Raw genomic sequence first — 18365 nt, forward strand, 5'->3', positions numbered from 1 at the left:
CTATCGAAAACTCTTATTTTAGAATTTTAATCTCTGGTTGCCCGATATCGAGCTCTTGAACATGCCAATCCAAACCTAATTTCGGCATCGTTTCTAAAAACAGATCAGGGTCAAGCTGCTCTAGGTTAAACACGCCCGCTTGTGCCCAATGCCCTTGGAAATACTGCAATGCCGCAGTAATGGCAGGAACGCCCGTGGTGTAAGCGATGGCTTGGTGCTCTACATCATGGTATGCCACTTCATGGTCTGCATTATTGTAGATAAAGACACTGCGCTGTTTACCATCCTTCCAACCTTGCACCCAAGTACCAATACAAGTCAGGCCTTTGTAACCAGGAGCCAAAGAGGTTGGGTCTGGCAGCATCGCTTTAAGCACTTGAAGTGGTTGAACCACAGTACCATCTTGCAGCGTCAATGGGTTTGGACTCAATAAACCAATATCACGCATGCAATTGAAATAGTTGAGATAACGATCGCCAAAACCCATCCAAAATTCAATACGTTTGGCCGGAATAAACTCTTTCATCGAACGCACTTCATCGTGCGACATGGAGTACACCTTGTGCTGGCCGCACTGAGGAAAATCAAATTCTAGCATTCGTGAATGGCAAGGAACACGCTGCCACTGCCCTTCTTCCCAATAGAAAGAGTCGCCTTGAATCTCTAACATATTGGTTTCTGGATCAAAGTTAGTCGCAAATTTCTTGCCGTGATCGCCTGCATTAATGTCCATCACATCAATACTGTCGATTTCGTCAAAGAGGTGCTTCACCGCATACGCGGCAAACACGCTGACCACGCCCGGGTCAAAACCAGCACCGAGAATGGCGGTAATGCCTGCTTGCTTAAATTTTTCACGAAATGCCCATTGAGGATCATACGCTTCAGGCACTTGTTGACCTTCAGAGCAAAGGTCAACAGCAACCGATGTATCTAGATAGGAAATCTTGGCTTGATAACATGCTTCCATGATTGGCACGTTTACCCAAGGAGGGCCAGCGTTGATCACAAGATCAGGCTGGACTTCTTTAATTAATGCAACTAACGAGGCTACGTCATCCGCCTTGACGGTGCGTGCCTCAAGTTTTTTAGTTGGATCTTTAAGGTTATTTTTTCCTTTGATCGATTCAATGATCTTCTCGCACTTTTCAAGAGTACGAGAAGCAAGAACAATATCACCGAGTATGTCGTTGTTTTGGGCCGCCTTATGTGCGACAACCCAGCCAACGCCTCCCGCGCCAATTTGTAAAATAGACATGGTTGTTTGTATTCCTTTATGCCTTGGCTAGCTCAGAGGCTAGTACTTCAATCTTATTAAGTAATGCTTTGAAATCTGACAGTTGTAAGCATGGGTTTAAAATGGTGAATTTAAGCGCTGTTTTGCCATCCACAATCGTCTCGCCCAACACCGCGACACCACGTGTCAATGCTTCTAAACGCAACGCTTTGTTCAACTCGTCAAAATCTACCGCTTGTTTATCCACGGAACGGAATAACACGGTGGAGAGCGCAGGCTCAGCCAAGAGTTCAAAAGCATCGTGATGCTGAACTAAATCTGCCACTTGCAGTGTTTGTTCTAGCAGATGATCGTACATTTCACCCAAAGCCTTAGGGCCTACATTTTGCATTGTCATAAACACTTTCAATGCATCAAAACGCTTGGTCGTAGAAATAGATTTATCCACCAAGTTTGGCAGTTCATCATGTTCACGGTTAAGGTAATCCGCATGATGCAGTAGATACTTGAAGTGACTTTTATCTTTGAGCAACACCGCGCCACAACTGATCGTTTGGAAGAACAATTTATGGAAGTCGACGCTGACCGAGTGCGCACGCTCAACGCCTTGCAAACGTGCTTTATGGCTACTTAGAACCAATGCGCCGCCGTATGCTCCATCCACATGCATCCATAGATCATGTTGCTGTGCTACATCCGCGATCGTCGACAGATCATCAATCGCACCGTGATCCGTTGTGCCTGCCGTTCCAACAATAGCAAAAGGAATAAGACCTTCCGCTTTCGCTTGTGCAACAACCGCTTCCAGTTTGGTGACATCCATTGTGCCGTTTGGATTCGCATCAACCGCCAAAATGGCTTTCTCGCCCAACCCCATCCAAGAGGCCGATTTTTGCACGGTGAAATGCGATTTTTTCGAGCACACAATACGCAGCTTATCGGCATACTCAGGTAAGCCCAGCTTTTGAATAGAATGACCACTTAATTTATCGGCAATCCAATCACGAGCTAACATTAAACCCATTTGGTTACTTTGCGTGCCACCACTGGTGAAAATACCATCCGACTGAGCGCCGAGTTCGTATTTCTCACACATCCAATCAATCACTTTCTGTTCAACATAGGTAGCAGAAGACGATTGATCCCATGAGTCCATGGACTGGTTTAATGCACCAATCATCGCTTCAGCCACTACTGATGGCATCAAGGGTGGCGTGTGCAGGTGAGCAATACAATCTGGGTGTTGAACGATAATGGAATTTTTGGCTACCAGATCTGCCATTTCAGAGATCACATCCTTCAATGGCGCATTTTTGTTATCCAAATCTACTGCGTAAATCGCTTCTTCAAGCTGCTTTGGATCCAAACCTGAATAAGGCGCTTTGGCTTGTTCAAAAACAGCTTTCATCGCAGAAGTGGCATGGTTCATCACATCGGCAAATTCATTGCTGCCCATTTCACCAGTTTGGATAAAATGCTTCTTCCACGCTTGATTTTCTGGCTCTGGATCTTTCTCGCCGCCACCTGCGGCTAAAATCGCCGCTTCAAGAGTGCGCAGGGCAAAATCGATCTGCTCGAATGAGATGATAATCGGTGGTAAGAAACGAATAACGGATCCTTCACGGCCACCTTTTTCAACCATCAACCCACGCTCAAGTGCTGCGCGTTGGATAGCGAGTGTTAATTGACCATCGGCCATTGGCTCGCCAAATTTGTTCATTTCACCGTTTGGTTTACGAATCTCGAGGCCGAGCATCAAACCTTTGCCACGAACTTCCGCAATACAATTCACGCGGCGTTGAATCGCTTCAAGACCTTGGCGTAGGTACTGACCCGCGACATTAGCGTGTTCAACGAGGTTATCACGTAAAATAATTTCTAACGCTTTCGCACCAGAAACCATGGCCAATTGGTTACCACGGAACGTGCCTGTGTGCTCACCCGGTTTCCAAGTATCGATTTCTTTCTTGAACACAAGAATAGACATTGGTAGACCACCACCAATGGCTTTAGATAAGCAAAGAATATCAGGACAAATACCAGACTCTTCAAATGCAAAGCGGTAACCCGATTTACCCACGCCACATTGAATTTCATCGAAAACTAATAAAATACCGTGTTCATCACAGATACGGCGTAGCTCACGCAGCCAGAATGCTGGAGCGGGAATGACGCCACCTTCACCTTGAACAGGTTCAACAATAATGGCCGCCGGTTTCATGATGCCTGCTTCGTCATCGTTCAGCAGACGTTCGATGTAGCGAATGCTCGCTTTGGCACCTTCATCGCCCCCTAAACCAAACGGGCAGCGCAAGTTGTATGGGAATGGCATAAAATGCACATCCGACATTAATCCTGTGCGACGAGCTTTAGTATTCAGGTTGCCCATCATGCCCATCGTTCCGTTGGTCATACCGTGGTAAGCACCGCGAAACGCAAACATGGTGTTACGACCCGTTGTCTGCTTCACTAGCTTGATAGCCGCTTCAACGGCATCCGCACCAGAAGGTCCACAAAATTGAATCGCGGAATTTTTTGCAAACTCTTCAGGCAAAAATGCTTTTACTTGCTTGATGAATTTGTCTTTAGCGTGCGTTGTCATATCCAATGTCTGATATGGCAGACCTGAATCTAACTGCTCTTTCAGTGCTTGGTTGATCTCTGGATGGTTATACCCAAGCGCCAACGTTCCCGCGCCCGCTAAGCAGTCGAGGAAAATTTGTCCGCGCGTATCTTCTACTAACGCACCATAAGCTTGCTTGATGGCAATCGGTAGACGGCGTGGGTATGAACGAACTTCAGATTCATGCTCAATTTGATCGAGTAGAATTTGGTCCGGTGTGAGATCATAAATACCTTCAACAACAGGTACCTGAGATGAAAAAATGTTTGCGATAGTGTTATCGACTTCAAAGGCTGTGCTCATTTCCCTTCCCCTTGAATGTGAAAATTTCCGTCTATTTCCTTGGTTTGGTTTGAATATAAGGAAATATGACATAGCAATAAGCTCCGTATTAGCCAAAAGGCAAAAACGGAAATTGGTTCATCGTCTTCGATGAAAGATTACTAAATCAAAGAATCAAGGTTCGGTGATAGAACTGTCTTCAAGCACAGGGCATAGAGGAAGTACAAAGCTGATTAACGTCAGTGTGTTAAGTGATGATGAGTTCAATGTTGGGTTTCCCATTCACATGCAGCTCCCGCTGCAAGAGTATCCCGTCTATCAACAAAAGGACTTGCTGATACCTACCCTACGTAATGTCACAATCAGCCTGAATGGTCATTACGCGTGTCCCCCAGAAGCTACTGTCCGAGATTGGTGCGAAAAATATCAAAAAATAATTACGCTGGCAATAATTTTCAATAAATCGATAAAAACTTAAATTTTCTATTGATTAAGAATATTGATAAATCAAATGGTTAGTTTATAAAATGAATCAGCCCTCGTATTACGGAGGGCTGATTATTCTTATGCGTTTTTTGGCAAAGATAAACGAAGCAATATATAGCCTACAATCGCGGCAGTGGTTGAGCCCATTAATATACCGAGCCGTGCAAACGTATCAAATTCAGCATTGGTCGGTCCAAAAGCCAATGACGAGATAAAAATCGACATTGTAAAGCCAATACCACATAGCACTGACACGGCAAAAATATGCTTGAAATTGATCCCTTCAGGCAATTTAGCGACACCGAGTTTCACCGCAGCCCAACTGAAGGTAAAAATACCCAATGGCTTACCAATAAATAGGCCAAGAGCCACGCCCAAAGGCAACATTGACGTGAGGCTAGATACGGAGATCCCTTCCAGTGAAATCCCGGCATTGGCAAATGCGAACAATGGCAGAATACCAAAAGCGACATACGGGTGTAGCGCATGCTCAAGATGCTTTAGCGGAGAATATTCGCCTTTATCACCTTTCAGCGGAATAGCAAAACCAATCACTACACCAGCCAAGGTTGCATGAACACCAGATTTAAGTACGGCAAACCATAAAATCGCACCGACAATTAAGTAAAGGCTGATTTTGGTAACATGCTTGTTGTTTAGTATAAAAAGCACACCAGTCATTAAGAAACCGACGGTTAACGCAATGGTAGAAAGATCACCGCTATAAAATAGCGCAATAATGACCACAACCCCTAAGTCATCAATAATCGCAAGCGCCAGCAAGAACACTTTTAAGCTGATCGGAACACGTTTACCCAATAGCGCCATAATACCTAGCGCAAACGCAATATCAGTGGCCGCTGGGATCGCCCAACCTTGAATCGCTTGTGCATCACCAGCCGTAAACAGCACGTAAATTAATGCTGGAGCAAGCATGCCGCCGACGGCTGCAATGGCTGGGAAAATAGCCGTTTCTTTGGATTTAAGAGCACCTTCCAACAATTCACGTTTGACTTCTAAACCAATCAACAAAAAGAATACGGCCATTAAGCCATCATTGATCCAATGCGACACTGACATTCCAAACACGTAGGAATGTAAAAAAGATTGGTACACATCATTTAGCGGTGAGTTAGCAATCATCATTGCAATTGCAGCAGCAATAACCAGCAAAATACCACCTGCTGATTCCATCTTGAAAAAGTCGCGAATCACATCACTCATGATATCGTCCTTATAGTTATGCATGTTAATAAATCATTAACAAATGAATATGACAGAGTTTATACAGTAGCTGATAGAAGTAAAAATCGCTTGTTCAGATATTAAGAATCGGAATTTCCGAGTCAAGCATAACAATACAACGTATATTCCTTGGTTTTCACTATTTTCCCATTGCTAATTAGTTTTCATACATAACAATTTTACAACAAAATAAAAAAAGATCACAAAAACACAAAAGGTCAAGAACAACTTGACCTTTAGATTCCGTAAATATTTGAACTTAGTTGCTCGTTAGCTGCATGAAACCCGTCACCTTATGACTACCATCGGTGATAATTGGGCCTTCCCAATAAGGGATCAGAAAGGGTGACCACAGATCGCGATTCACCGCTTTCGTCACCAGATGAATATTATATTTAGGGATGTTTACCACCCATTGTAACGGGATGTCACGCTCATTCTCCGACGCGGCAGAAACGACAGGAACTAAATCAATTTCATCAGCAGATAGTGCGATCGTGGTGCCCGAATCTTTCACAATTGCCCCAAACAAATAGGGCTCTTGCTGAAAATAACGATGGCGATTAACCAATAAGGTTGTTTTGCTATCGAGTTTAACGAACAACTTATCCCATCCCTGTTTAGCGTTAGGCAGTAGATTATTACCCCACTCCTTGCTCAGCCATGCATTACCTGTGACTTGAATGGGTTGAGAGTTAACACCTAAGTTGAGCACACCTTTGACCTGCAAAAACGGTGCTTGGAGACTATATGAGGCTAAAGAGAGTGAATCATGCTTTTTTTGGTATCCCTGCTGACCAGGTAATACAAATGGCCCGGAAAGGTTATTTTTTAATGAGAGTGAAAACGTGTCCGTCGCTACGTCTAATACTCCAGGAAATGGAGTCGTCCCCGGTGCGCGCCAGTTCCAATTATCAATCCACATTTTAAACGGCTTTAATTCTAAGCCGGCTTGACCAATTCCGCCCCGCGCAATCCGCTGTTCACGCCAGACTTCATTCTTTGAAGAGATCACCACATAAGCAAGATAAAGCTGAGGACTAAGCCATCCATTGGCATCTCGAGCTTCATTAGCGAGACGAAAATAACTCCACTGGATCCCATATTGCTGCCCATGTTCATCACTGACATTCGCAAAGTAATGCCACCACTCATGTTCAAAACCTTGATGAAAATTGAAATCTTGAGGAAGTCGTACCGGGCGATTAGGAAGCACGAGCTCGAACGGGTGCTCTTTCGATATTGATGATGTATCCATTTGCTTAGAAGCTGTTTCAGAAACAGCATATTCTGAAATCGTTTGCTGCGTCTGCCAATACTGGTGCCACGAATAGAGACCGAACAATACAGCAATCAACAAAGAGCAAAAAAGTACGAGGTATCGTTTCATCATTTATAACGCGTCTCTAAATGAGCTAATCGGTGGCCTTCTGACCAAACGAATAACCGGGATTGCGCCTGCGCACATCAAGGTCACCATCGCCCATGCTGCCGTTTTCAAATACTCCCCGGGGATCAACTGCAGTTGGATTGTCCAACCAAAGGATTGTTTAATCACGATGTCCACCACAAGACGAGCGAGTGCAAGCCCTAACGGCATTGCAATCACGAGCGCTATCGCCCCAAAAACACATAATTGCAAGCTGCCAATCACCACCAGCTCTTTACCAGAAACACCCAAACAACGCAGTAGCGAAACATGTCGCTGGCGGGAAACCTCTCCGGCTAACGTAGCAAAGAAAATACCACACACGGCAATCAACAAAGTAATACGCCCGAGCGTATCGGCGATGGCAAAGGTTCGGTCAAACACCCGCATCGCTTGAGTGTGGATGTGATTGTTATCAAAAATCCGCTCAGGGCCCAACCTAAATACCGATTCTAGTCGCTTCTTTAATCCTTGGTCATTCACACCTTCGTGCAAAACCACTCCTAGCGCCACATTTCCCGTACTGGCAAACGCAAATAACCAATTTTGGTGTGACAATAAGACCTGGTGGTAAGGGTTACCATAATCGTAATACACCCCCACGACTTGCCACTTTTGGCCCAAAGGCTCAGAAAGGTCAATAAAATCACCAGGCTTAATGCCTAATTTAAGCGCCATGGATTCACTGATCATCAAACTCTTTGAATGGTGTAAATCATACCAATAGTTAGGAACAGCGAGTTTAACCGTCAACGAGTCTAACTCACCATCGGAGATACCTGTGCTGACCACTTGCAATGCACCTTTGTCAGTGGCGAAATCTTTTTCCCAACGCCACCAAACATCATTGACCTCAGGCTGCGCTTTCAACCAACTGCTCATTCTTGATGCCGAACTGTTGGTAGGATAGATATAAATATCGGCCGCTAAACGTTGGTTTAACCATTTTTCAGTAGTGTCTCTAAAGCTACCAACCATGGTTTCAATGCCAATATTCGCCGCCATAGCAATCATAAATGCCATAGTTGCGACACCGCGATAGCTCATACTAGCGGCTGCATCGGCAAAGAACCAACGCGCTTTTACCCAAGCGAGTGAGTAGGAAAAACTGTTGAACAGCGTCCAAATAAGATAAGGCGTAAACAGCGCAACACTGAGTAACATCAACGCAATAATTGCAAAACCAGAAAGTTGCGTTTGTGGAACTTGATACACGGCAATCGCCGCGACAGTCAATGCGCAAGCAACAAGGGCTTGCAGGCGAAATTCTGTGCCAGCAAATCGAAGCAAAGAGAGACGAGCCGAAAGACGAATAGGCTGCGATTTTAGCAACCGGACGAGGGGCCAAGCGCACGCCGCGAATGCACCAATCAACGCCATGGCTAAACTGTAACTACTCCACTGCCAATTCCAGCTAATCGATAAACCGACATTAGCATCATACAAGTCACCCAAACTGGCTGAAACCGCTGGAATAAGTTGATTGGCCAATAATAACCCCAATCCGTTACCGCATATCCAGCTAAGCAGGACCATGCCAAACAACTCAATCACCAATGCTTGGGTAAGCTGCCAGCCAGAAACGCCCGCTTGCCGTAATAACCCGACTAAAGGTTGACGCTGGATTAAAGATAAAGACATGGCTTGGTAGAATATGAATAGCCCGACCAAAAATGCCAACATACCCATTGCATTGAGATTGAGATGAAAAGCACGCGTGAGTGATTCCAGCTCAGTGCGAGAACTACGGACTAGCGTCAAACCATTAGGTAAATTATCTTTTAGTCTTTTCAGTTTCTCTGGCGGCATATCACCACAAGCAATAACAGATAAGCCCGAACTTTTCTTGAGCATACGCACCAAGGATAGATCCGCAATAACGCGTGTGCCGTTGATGAGATCTTGTTGATCGATCTGAATAGGACCTAACTTTGATTCATCATCAAGCACGATAAAATCACCCGTTTGCCAACCTTGGAGACGAGCGAGATCAACACTCACCAGAATAGGATACGGCGGATTCATCAATGATAATGTCGAAAATTCCGATAAAGGAAGGCCGCTATTGGTTGGCAACATCGCGACGGGATCAAGCCCAATCAGCGAAATATCCGTGCCATTTTTTGTCGTCAAACGATGGTTTTCAAAAGGAGCGCACTGAGAAAATCCATCACGGCGCAACTGAATATAGAAACCTTGGGGGATTTTATTGGCAATATGCTTGGAACGAATACGATAAGGTAATGGATTAGAAAACAGCTTTTCGCCATGTTCATAACTTTGACGAGCATGCTGGTTGATGGCCGTCACTCCCACCAACAATGAAACGCCAAGCGTTAAACCCAGCCATACTAGAATGATTTGTAAAGTATAACGCCGATAATGACCAAGTAGCGCCTTAACTACGGGCCATAACATGCAACAACCCTCCTTGTAAACGTACGCGACCATCCATATGCTGCGCGACTTTTTCACTGTGCGTCACCAATAATAACGTGCAATCCAGCTGGCGAGTTAAGGTCGTCAATAAACGCATCACCGCCTCGGCATTACGCTCATCAAGACTACCGGTTGGTTCATCTGCTAATAAAATCTTAGGCTCCATGTACAAGGAGCGCGCGATCGCAGCACGCTGCTGCTGCCCACCAGAAACCTCTTCAGGGTATCGGCCTAGCAACGGCATTAAATCAAGCGAAGAAAGAATTTGACGCAGTAAACCTTGGTCTTCCGGCATTCCTTTCAACTGACGACAAAAGCGAATATTATCCGCGAGATTGAGGCTGGGAAGAAGATTAAACTGCTGAAAGATATGACCAATGTTATTTCGGCGATAAGCGGTACGCTTATTTTCTGACCTGTCATGCATGGCAAAACTTGGAAACCAAATTTCGCCAGAGTCGACAATATCTAATCCGGCAATAAGGTTGAGTAATGTACTCTTACCCGAACCACTTTCACCCATCAATGCGATTTGGTCGCCTCGGTTTAATGTTAACTCTGCCCCCTGCAGCACGGGATGAAATTCATCGCCATCTAGATAGCCTTTACACAGGTTGGTCAGCTGTAACATCAAATCGCTCGCAATCGACTAAAATTGGATTGTGAATCTACACTAATTCTCCTGCAGTAGAAAGCATTTTGGATACCGGATCACATTATGTGCATCAAATTGCACCACCTAACTGCGTTGTGTCTAATTTTCAATCAAATTTCGCATCCACTTCTTGCTTTTCATTCGATAAAGAGAACCGCCCCATTTAATCAACTCTTCAACGAGAAACAATAAATAGATGGCTTCAGGCTTAGCACCAAGCACAATCGCACAAAATGCGGCTAACGGAATACCGATCAGCCACTGCGCGACTAAATCTTGATAAAGACAAAACTTTACGTCACCGCCAGCTCGCAACACGCCAACAATCACCGTCATTGGAATGGAACGTAAAATGATGCCAAGGCTCAGTATCACGATAAACTCTTCAGATAAAGCACGGGTTTCATCCGTCAAGGCGGTGAAAGAGTTCAGGATAGGGATCTGCACCACATACAAGGCGGCAGCGACGATCACGCCTACAAGAAGGCTGATGATAGTTAAACCTAAGGCTTGATAATAAACAGCATCGTACTGCTTAGCGCCAAGTCGGTTACCGACTAAAACCGCAGCCGCATTCGACATCCCAATCAGTAAACTCAATGAAATCGATTCTACTGGCGTCATCACCGATAACGCCGCTAACCCTTGCACACCACTCTGCCCCATGATGGCATGATAGACAAATAAACCGCCTGCCCATGCTAGGAAATTAAAGGTAGTTGGCAACGAAAGCTTCAAAAAACGAGAAATGGTAGGCCATTCAATGATGGCTCGGATATCGTCAATTCCAAACGCTAACAGATGTTTCTTGGCATAGAGGTAACCGTATAAACACGCAACTTCAATAAAACCACTGAGCACGGTAGCAATCGCCGCACCTTCGATTCCCATTGCGGGAAAACCCAATTTGCCGAAAATCAGCACCCAGTTTAAAAACACATTTGAAACAATACCAATACCGCTAAAAAACGTGCTGAGCCCCGGTTTATGCATCGCTCGCAACCCTACCGCCATACTACTGACGCAAGCTACAGCAAACATACTGAGTGAGGTAATAATCAAATATTGGCTACCTAGCGCATTAACGGTCTCGGAATCCGTGGTTAGTGCCATGATTTGACTTGGAAACAGTAAAAATAGTGCCACCGTCATGACAGCAAATAGGTTAGCGACTAACCACGTAAGTGCGGTACTTTCTCGCACGCCCTGTTTGTTTCCTGCGCCCCAATACTGAGCTGTTAACAGTGCGCCTCCGGTTGTCACGCCCACTAGCATGATGGTGGTGACAAAAGTTGCTCTAGCGGCAACGCCTACCGCAGCAATTTCAGCCTCACCTAATTGCCCTAGCATCAAAACATCCACTAGACCACGGCTAGAAAACATAATACTTTGCAAGGTGATCGGCAGAGCGATAGCCATTAAGCGACGGAAAAAATCGCCTCTTGTATGTAACACGATTTGCGAAAAAACAGACAACCGATCACCTCAAATTCAACACATTGATAGCACAGGAAAAATGAAGTCGCTATTATACGTCTGTGAGCATAATCTAACCATCTTATTTGAAGGGACCGTCATGAAAAAAGTGTTAGTACTCGGCGCATCAGGCTATGTCGGCTCACAACTGTTACCTTTGCTATTAGCGCAAGGTTTTCAAGTAACGGCCGCAGCTAGGCACATTGACTACTTAACCTCACGTGCCATATCTCATCCCAACCTTACCTTGCGTTATTTAGACCTTACCGATAAAGAGGCAACACTTGCACTTATCCCACAATTTGAACTGGTTTATTTTTTAGTGCACGGTATGGCGCAAGGACATGATTTCGTCGACTATGAATTGTCGTTAGCGGAAAACGTTAAACAAGCCCTTGAGGTTAGCCAGGTCAAACACCTGATCTACTTAAGTGCGATTCAGCCACAAACCGGAAACTCAGAGCACCTCAAAGCACGGAAAATGACCGGCGATCTACTTAGGAAAAGTCCTGTACCAGTGACCGAATTAAGAGCCGGTGTCATTCTTGGACCGGGATCAGCCGCATTTGAAATCATGCGTGATTTTGTTTACAACTTACCGATGCTCATCACTCCCAAATGGGTTAATTCCAAAGCAAATCCGATAGCGCTGGAAAACCTCAATCATTATCTACTTGAATTAGCCAATGAGCAGCCCGTTGCACACCAATTATTTGAAGTCGGTGGGCCTGACACCCTCTCCTACCGCGAACAATTTGCCATTATTTGTCAGGCAACGCAGAAACCATTTCGGTTATGGTCTACCCCACTATTAACCCCCAAAATGGCTTCTTACTGGCTAGGTCTTATCACCTCCGTCCCCTCGAATATTGGCAGAGCACTACTTGCCGGTTTAGATCATGATTACATTGCCGACTCACAAGCCATTGAAGCACGCTATCCCCAAAAACTGACCCCCTATCGTGACGTTGTCACCAAAATAATCGAGCATGAAGGGGAATTTACACGCTCGCAGGTGTGGGGATTTGATCCAAGTGCCCTACAGCGTTGGCAACCCGGTTTTGGCTACTATCCTAAACAGGCAGGAGCAACGATTCAGACCAGCGCTTCTGCTGAGGCTTTATGGGATGTTATCCGAACCATAGGAAGCCGCCAAGAAGGCTATTTTTTTGCCAATGTACTATGGCGTACACGCGAATGGCTCGATCTTTTATTCGGTGGTGGCAAACCTGTGCGCCGCTCCCCTTGTGGCCCGGAACTGCAAGTTGGCGATTTTATTGATTCGTGGAAAGTGATCCGCTGCCAACCTCAACAGTTTTTGTCTCTTCTTTTTGGGATGAAAGGCCCAGGGTTAGGGCGATTGGAATTTACCATTAAAGATCTAGGCGAAACGCGAGAACTCAATGTGACCGCATGGTGGCACCCCAAAGGATTCTTAGGGTTACTTTACTGGTTCGCGATGATGCCTGCCCACCTTTTTATTTTTAATGGCATGGTCAAAGCCATCGTCAAAAAGGCACAAAAAAAGAGCTAGCGAAATCGCTAGCTCTGCAACTTATTGGGTTTCAATTCCATACTAATCAATAGGAAAGCCTAATGGAATTTCAGCCAATTGCACGCCATGGTTGCTTGGGTATATCAAATACTCACCATGATATTTCACATTCGACTTATAATCGGTACGTTTGTGCACCATAAAGCCAGCACTGCTGGCCTTTTCGACGAAATCAGCATGATGGCCCCGCACAAACCAGTTCATCGGCTTCACGAGCAGTTCACCATCAAAGCATGATTCACACTGATTTGCGCACAAAGCCAATGAGTTTTGCCCATCGGTAAAAAGCTGTAATTTGCCCTCATTCACCAATGGATCACATGTTGTCACTTCCCAGTGAGCCGCTTCCATGAATTCCAAAAACGCGTCAATTTTCTTATCGGTAATGATGTTATCCGCGTCTTGCGCAAAAAACTTACCGTAAAATGCTGAGATGCGTTTGAAGATAAACAGTAATTCAGATTGGTTGCCTTTCGAACGTCCAGCTTTCTGCCAACGATTTAAATCATCCACCACACAGCGATGAAATCGCTGTGCTTTCAATGCCTTACTCACCCAATGTACCAAAAAGTGATTATTAGCTAAAGGCGCATTCACCAGCTTATTCGCTTGGTGTTCTGCTGTTAACTCTTGCAGCGCTGTATTCACTACACGTTGAATTTCGAGGTAATACTCTGACATTACGCCTTTCTTCCTAATGTCCAATAAAAAAGAGATGAAAGTACCGAGCACGCCGTCATGACCACAATCATCGGCCACTCAACATCACTAGGCATCATCGCGACAATCGCTGCAACCACTGAGCCTGTGCCAAAACGCAACGTTCCAGCCAGTGAAGAAGCGGTACCCGCCATTTTCGGATAACCACTTAACAATAATCCCATTGAATTACTGCCTATCGTTGACAATGTACCAATAAAAAGCACCACAAAAGGCACAATACCCCATAAACCAAGGTTGAGTAACCACGCGATAAATAGCCCGATACCTGCGCACAACTGAATCAACAAACCAAAGCGTAGCATGGCGTGGGAACCGACTCGTTTCACCATTCGACCATTCAAGCTGGTCATGATAATCATCGCGACGATATTGAGGCCAAACAGGTAACCAAATTGATCAGGATCGACTCCATAAATATCAATATAGACAAAAGAGCCTGCGGTCAAAAAGGCAAACATACCAGCAAAAGAGAAAGCACCAGAAAAAACAAGCCCCATCGCGACTGGGTTACGGCTTAACTGCACATAGTTGCGAATGGTATTTCGAAAGCGTAGTGGTTGACGATTTTCTGCACTGAGCGTTTCTGGAATTTTCCAAACCACGAGAGCAATCACCACCGCGGCAAAAATAGCCAACACCCAAAATATCGAACGCCAACCAAACCAAATGGCCAAGTGTCCGCCAATCATCGGCGCAGCTAACGGAGCAACGGTCATCACTAAGGTGACAAAAGACATGGCGCGGGCAAAATCTTCGCGATCAAACATATCACGCACCACCGCTTGAATAACCACAGCCGCCGCTGCTCCAGCAAAACCTTGCGCAGCGCGAACATACGTTAACGCTTCAATACCTTGCGTAGTCGCACTCACAGTGGCAGCAATACCAAACAGTAATACGCCGATCAGCAGCACTGGGCGACGGCCATAACTGTCGGCTAGAGGACCATGCAATAGTTGGCCTATCGCAAAACCAGCGGTATAAGCGGTCAGCGTCATTTGTACCGCTCCAGCACTCACACCGAGATCTTTAGCAATCGCTGGCATGGCTGGCAGATACATATCAATCGCCAGCGGCGTTAATGCGCCAATCGCGCCTAATACTAAGAAGAGTAAAAAACTAATGTGCGGCGTATTATTCGCTGTAACAGGTTGAGATGAAGTCATAGTTCTCCAGATAAATAAGGAATGAAGTTGCAGTAAAGCTAGGCCGTTCAAGCCCCAATAGAAGCCACTTCTTGGTCAGTCAAATAACGGTATTCACCGGGCTCTAGTGCCTCATCTAGCACAATATGACCAATGCGCTCACGATGAAGGCCAACCACTTTATTGCCTAAAGCAGCAAACATGCGTTTAACTTGATGGTATTTGCCTTCATGAATGGTCAGTAAACATTCATTCTCACCGACGACTTCCAATTGCGCAGGCAAGGTTGGCTCACGCTCATTACGCAGTTCAATACCCGTTAAGAATTGTTCGACATAATTCGCTTCAATAGGGTCTGCAAGCCAGACACGGTAGGTTTTGTCGCATTTGTGTTTTGGCGAGGTAATGCGATGAGACCATTGACCGTCATCGGTGATCAGAACCAAACCTGTGGTATCGACATCCAAACGTCCTGCAAAATGCAAGTCTTGAACATTCACTTCATCGAGCAAAATAAATGCCGTATGATTGAAGCCGTCTTCATGTGAGCAAACGTAGCCAGCGGGTTTGTGTAACATGATATAGCGCGGGCCATGCAAGATTAACTCACGGCCTTGCCACTCCACCTCACACTCCTGTGTCACCTGCAATGAACCACTTTTCTGCGTCTTACCATTTACTGTGACATCACCACTTTTGATGATCTTGGTGGCTTCTTTACGTGTCGCACCTAACGCATCACACAAAAATTTATCTAACCGCATGATTACCTCATCTAAATCAAGTCAGGTATTATACGCAGCTAAAATGAAATAGTTGATCTATTTCACTGTTTTTATCCAGCGTTCAACAAGAGAAAACGCGAGTTATGTACACACTTCGTCCTTATCAATCGGACTCGGTCAAAGCCGTGATCCACTATTTTCGTCATCACACTACGCCCGCCGTAATTGTACTACCGACGGGGGCAGGAAAAAGTTTGGTTATTGCTGAGCTGGCAAGGCTTGCCAAAGGACGAGTCTTAGTACTAGCGCACGTGAAAGAACTGGTAGAGCAAAACCATGCCAAATATGAGGGCTACGGTTTGCAAGGCGCGGTATTTGCGGCAGGTTTAGGACGAAAAGAGACCGATCAACAGGTCGTCTTCGCTTCGGTACAATCCGTGGTGCGCAATTTAGATGCCTTTAAAAATCAATTTTCATTACTGGTGATTGATGAATGCCACCGCGTACCGGATGAGAAAAGTAGTAGCTATCAAAAGGTGATCACCCATTTAAGCGAGCTCAACCCGGGGATTAAAGTGTTGGGGTTAACCGCTACGCCTTATCGTTTAGGCATGGGCTGGATTTATCAATACCATACTCGCGGCCAAGTGCGCAGTGAGGAGCCTCGCTTCTTCCGTGACTGTATTTTTGAGCTACCGATCCGTTATCTGCTCGATGAAGCTTTTTTAACGCCAGCGCGAATGGTTGATGCCCCCGTGCTCAGTTACGATTTTTCGCAGCTAAAACCCGCCAATACCGGGCGCTACAAAGAAGCCGAACTCGACATGGTGATTGAGCAATCGAAACGTGCCACACCACAGATTGTTCAACAAATCATCCAACTAGCACAGCAAAAACAGGGAGTAATGATCTTTGCGGCCACCGTTCGCCACGCTCAAGAAATTGTGCAATTACTGCCCAATAACGAAACTGCCATCGTCATTGGTGACACGCCGCCCCCTGAGCGCGACACCATCATCAAGCAGTTTAAACAGCGCCAAATCAAATTCTTAGTTAACGTGTCGGTATTGACCACAGGTTTTGATGCTCCGCATGTTGACCTGATTGCGATTTTACGCCCCACCGAGTCCATCAGTTTATATCAGCAAATTGTCGGACGTGGGCTACGCTTATCCGCAGGAAAAACCGAATGTTTGGTATTGGATTATGCGGGCAATAACTATGATCTTTATCAACCAGAAGTCGGTGAGCCAAAGCCAGATCCCAACAGTGAAATTATTACCATTCCCTGTCCGGCCTGCGGTTTTAATAACAACTTTTGGGGTAAACTCGATGCCGCTGGTTTTTTGCTTGAACACTATGGTCGACGTTGCCAAGGCTATTTTACAGACGAAGAAAGTGGCGAACGAGAACACTGTGGTTACCGTTTTAGAGCAAAATATTGCGGTGAGTGCGGGGCTGACAACGATATCGCCGCACGTATCTGCCATGAATGTGACGCAACACTGGTTGACCCTGATAAAAAGCTCAAAGAGGCACTCAACCTCAAAGATGCATTGGTTTTTGAATGTATCGAAATGGATTTGAATGTACACAAAGATGCAAGTGGAAAAGCGCAACTGCGCGTTACCTATCGTGGTGAGAACGATGCGCAAGTCCACGAATTTTGGCCACTAACCACCAAGAAACAAAAACAGGTGTTCCACGACCAATTTGTGCGACCACACCTAGCCGATAAGCATCGCCCTTTTGATCAATCTTCACCAAGCAAAGTAGTGGCTCATCAACACCGTTTTCGTCCACCACAATTTGTCATTGCGCGAAAAGTGGGACGATTTTGGAAAATGCGCGATAAGATCTTTGAAGATGAGCTACAAAACCGATGATTCACTTTCTATTCATGTAAGGTCATTTATACTCTGTTCATCTTATTTACAGGGGGCGCAACATGTTGTTCAAAAAGGGTAAAGCTTTCGCACACTTACTGCTGCTCTCATCATTATCCTTACCCACTTTAGCTGCGAGCAGTGATGTACACGATTGGGTTCAAGACACTTATAAGCCAGGAACCAAGGTAGAGATTGATGAGGATCAAGACGAGGTCTACGCGGCAGTTCAAAAAGGTTTAATTCATCCATTGTCTGAGCTTTATGCCACGATAGATAAAGAACTCAATGGCCGAGTTATCAAGGTAGAGTTAGATGAAGATGATGGTGAATGGGTCTACGAATTAAAACTGATGCATGACAACCGAGTTATCCGCGTAGAATATAATGCAAGCACATTAGAACTAATGGCTATTCGTGGCAGGAACCTACGCGACATCATCAAAAAATAGAGAATAA

13 protein-coding genes are annotated in these 18365 nt (G+C 45.4%); 3 read left to right on the forward strand and 10 right to left on the reverse strand.

The window, feature by feature from the left end; translation table 11 throughout:
* Nucleotides 1–13 precede the first annotated feature (13 nt).
* From EXZ60_RS12065 to EXZ60_RS12095, 7 genes are all read right to left on the reverse strand, one after another.
* Nucleotides 14–1258, reverse strand: coding sequence for a carboxynorspermidine synthase (locus tag EXZ60_RS12065; protein ID WP_277435753.1), 1245 nt, complete (start codon nucleotides 1256–1258; stop codon nucleotides 14–16).
* Between the two features lie 16 nt (nucleotides 1259–1274).
* On the reverse strand, nucleotides 1275–4163 hold the full coding sequence (locus tag EXZ60_RS12070; protein ID WP_129532453.1) for a pyridoxal phosphate-dependent class III aminotransferase: 2889 nt from the start codon (nucleotides 4161–4163) through the stop codon (nucleotides 1275–1277).
* Nucleotides 4164–4706: 543 nt separating this feature from the next.
* A complete protein-coding gene (gene nhaA, locus EXZ60_RS12075) occupies nucleotides 4707–5852 on the reverse strand; it encodes a Na+/H+ antiporter NhaA (protein ID WP_026027720.1) in 1146 nt (381 codons plus the stop codon).
* Between the two features lie 280 nt (nucleotides 5853–6132).
* Complete coding sequence (locus tag EXZ60_RS12080) at nucleotides 6133–7266, reverse strand: lipocalin-like domain-containing protein (RefSeq protein WP_064625093.1); 1134 nt, start codon at nucleotides 7264–7266, stop codon at nucleotides 6133–6135.
* Nucleotides 7267–9720 (reverse strand): FtsX-like permease family protein, encoded by a 2454-nt coding sequence (locus EXZ60_RS12085; RefSeq protein ID WP_277435754.1) that lies wholly within the window; start codon nucleotides 9718–9720, stop codon nucleotides 7267–7269.
* Nucleotides 9701–10372, reverse strand: a complete 672-nt coding sequence (locus EXZ60_RS12090; RefSeq protein WP_277435755.1) for an ABC transporter ATP-binding protein — start codon at nucleotides 10370–10372, stop codon at nucleotides 9701–9703. The genes EXZ60_RS12085 and EXZ60_RS12090 overlap by 20 nt, the downstream gene beginning before the upstream one ends.
* Before the next feature lie 123 nt (nucleotides 10373–10495).
* A complete protein-coding gene (locus EXZ60_RS12095) occupies nucleotides 10496–11872 on the reverse strand; it encodes an MATE family efflux transporter (protein WP_064625091.1) in 1377 nt (458 codons plus the stop codon).
* Nucleotides 11873–11912: 40 nt separating this feature from the next.
* Between EXZ60_RS12095 and EXZ60_RS12100 the strand changes: the two genes are divergently transcribed.
* Nucleotides 11913–13406, forward strand: a complete 1494-nt coding sequence (locus EXZ60_RS12100; protein ID WP_277435756.1) for a DUF2867 domain-containing protein — start codon at nucleotides 11913–11915, stop codon at nucleotides 13404–13406.
* Nucleotides 13407–13448: 42 nt separating this feature from the next.
* On the opposite strand, the gene EXZ60_RS12105 is transcribed toward EXZ60_RS12100, so the two are convergent.
* From EXZ60_RS12105 to rsuA, 3 genes are read right to left on the reverse strand one after another with little or no spacing between them, the layout of a single operon-like run.
* Nucleotides 13449–14108 (reverse strand): DUF2913 family protein, encoded by a 660-nt coding sequence (locus tag EXZ60_RS12105; RefSeq protein ID WP_017049847.1) that lies wholly within the window; start codon nucleotides 14106–14108, stop codon nucleotides 13449–13451.
* A complete protein-coding gene (locus EXZ60_RS12110; RefSeq protein ID WP_013857017.1) occupies nucleotides 14108–15316 on the reverse strand; it encodes a Bcr/CflA family multidrug efflux MFS transporter in 1209 nt (402 codons plus the stop codon). The genes EXZ60_RS12105 and EXZ60_RS12110 overlap by 1 nt, the downstream gene beginning before the upstream one ends.
* A gap of 47 nt (nucleotides 15317–15363) precedes the next feature.
* The gene (gene rsuA / locus EXZ60_RS12115; RefSeq protein WP_017044313.1) at nucleotides 15364–16059 is read right to left on the reverse strand and encodes a 16S rRNA pseudouridine(516) synthase RsuA; all 696 of its coding nucleotides are present in this window, start codon (nucleotides 16057–16059) and stop codon (nucleotides 15364–15366) included.
* Between the two features lie 104 nt (nucleotides 16060–16163).
* On the opposite strand from rsuA, the gene EXZ60_RS12120 reads away from it, so the two are divergent.
* Nucleotides 16164–17906, forward strand: a complete 1743-nt coding sequence (locus tag EXZ60_RS12120) for a DEAD/DEAH box helicase (protein WP_019282882.1) — start codon at nucleotides 16164–16166, stop codon at nucleotides 17904–17906.
* 62 nt (nucleotides 17907–17968) lie between these two features.
* Complete coding sequence (locus EXZ60_RS12125; RefSeq protein WP_026028016.1) at nucleotides 17969–18358, forward strand: PepSY domain-containing protein; 390 nt, start codon at nucleotides 17969–17971, stop codon at nucleotides 18356–18358.
* Nucleotides 18359–18365: the final 7 nt, after the last annotated feature.

The organism is Vibrio sp. 1151_11 (genome assembly GCF_029478525.1).
In the GTDB taxonomy this organism is placed as follows: Bacteria; Pseudomonadota; Gammaproteobacteria; order Enterobacterales; family Vibrionaceae; genus Vibrio; species Vibrio anguillarum.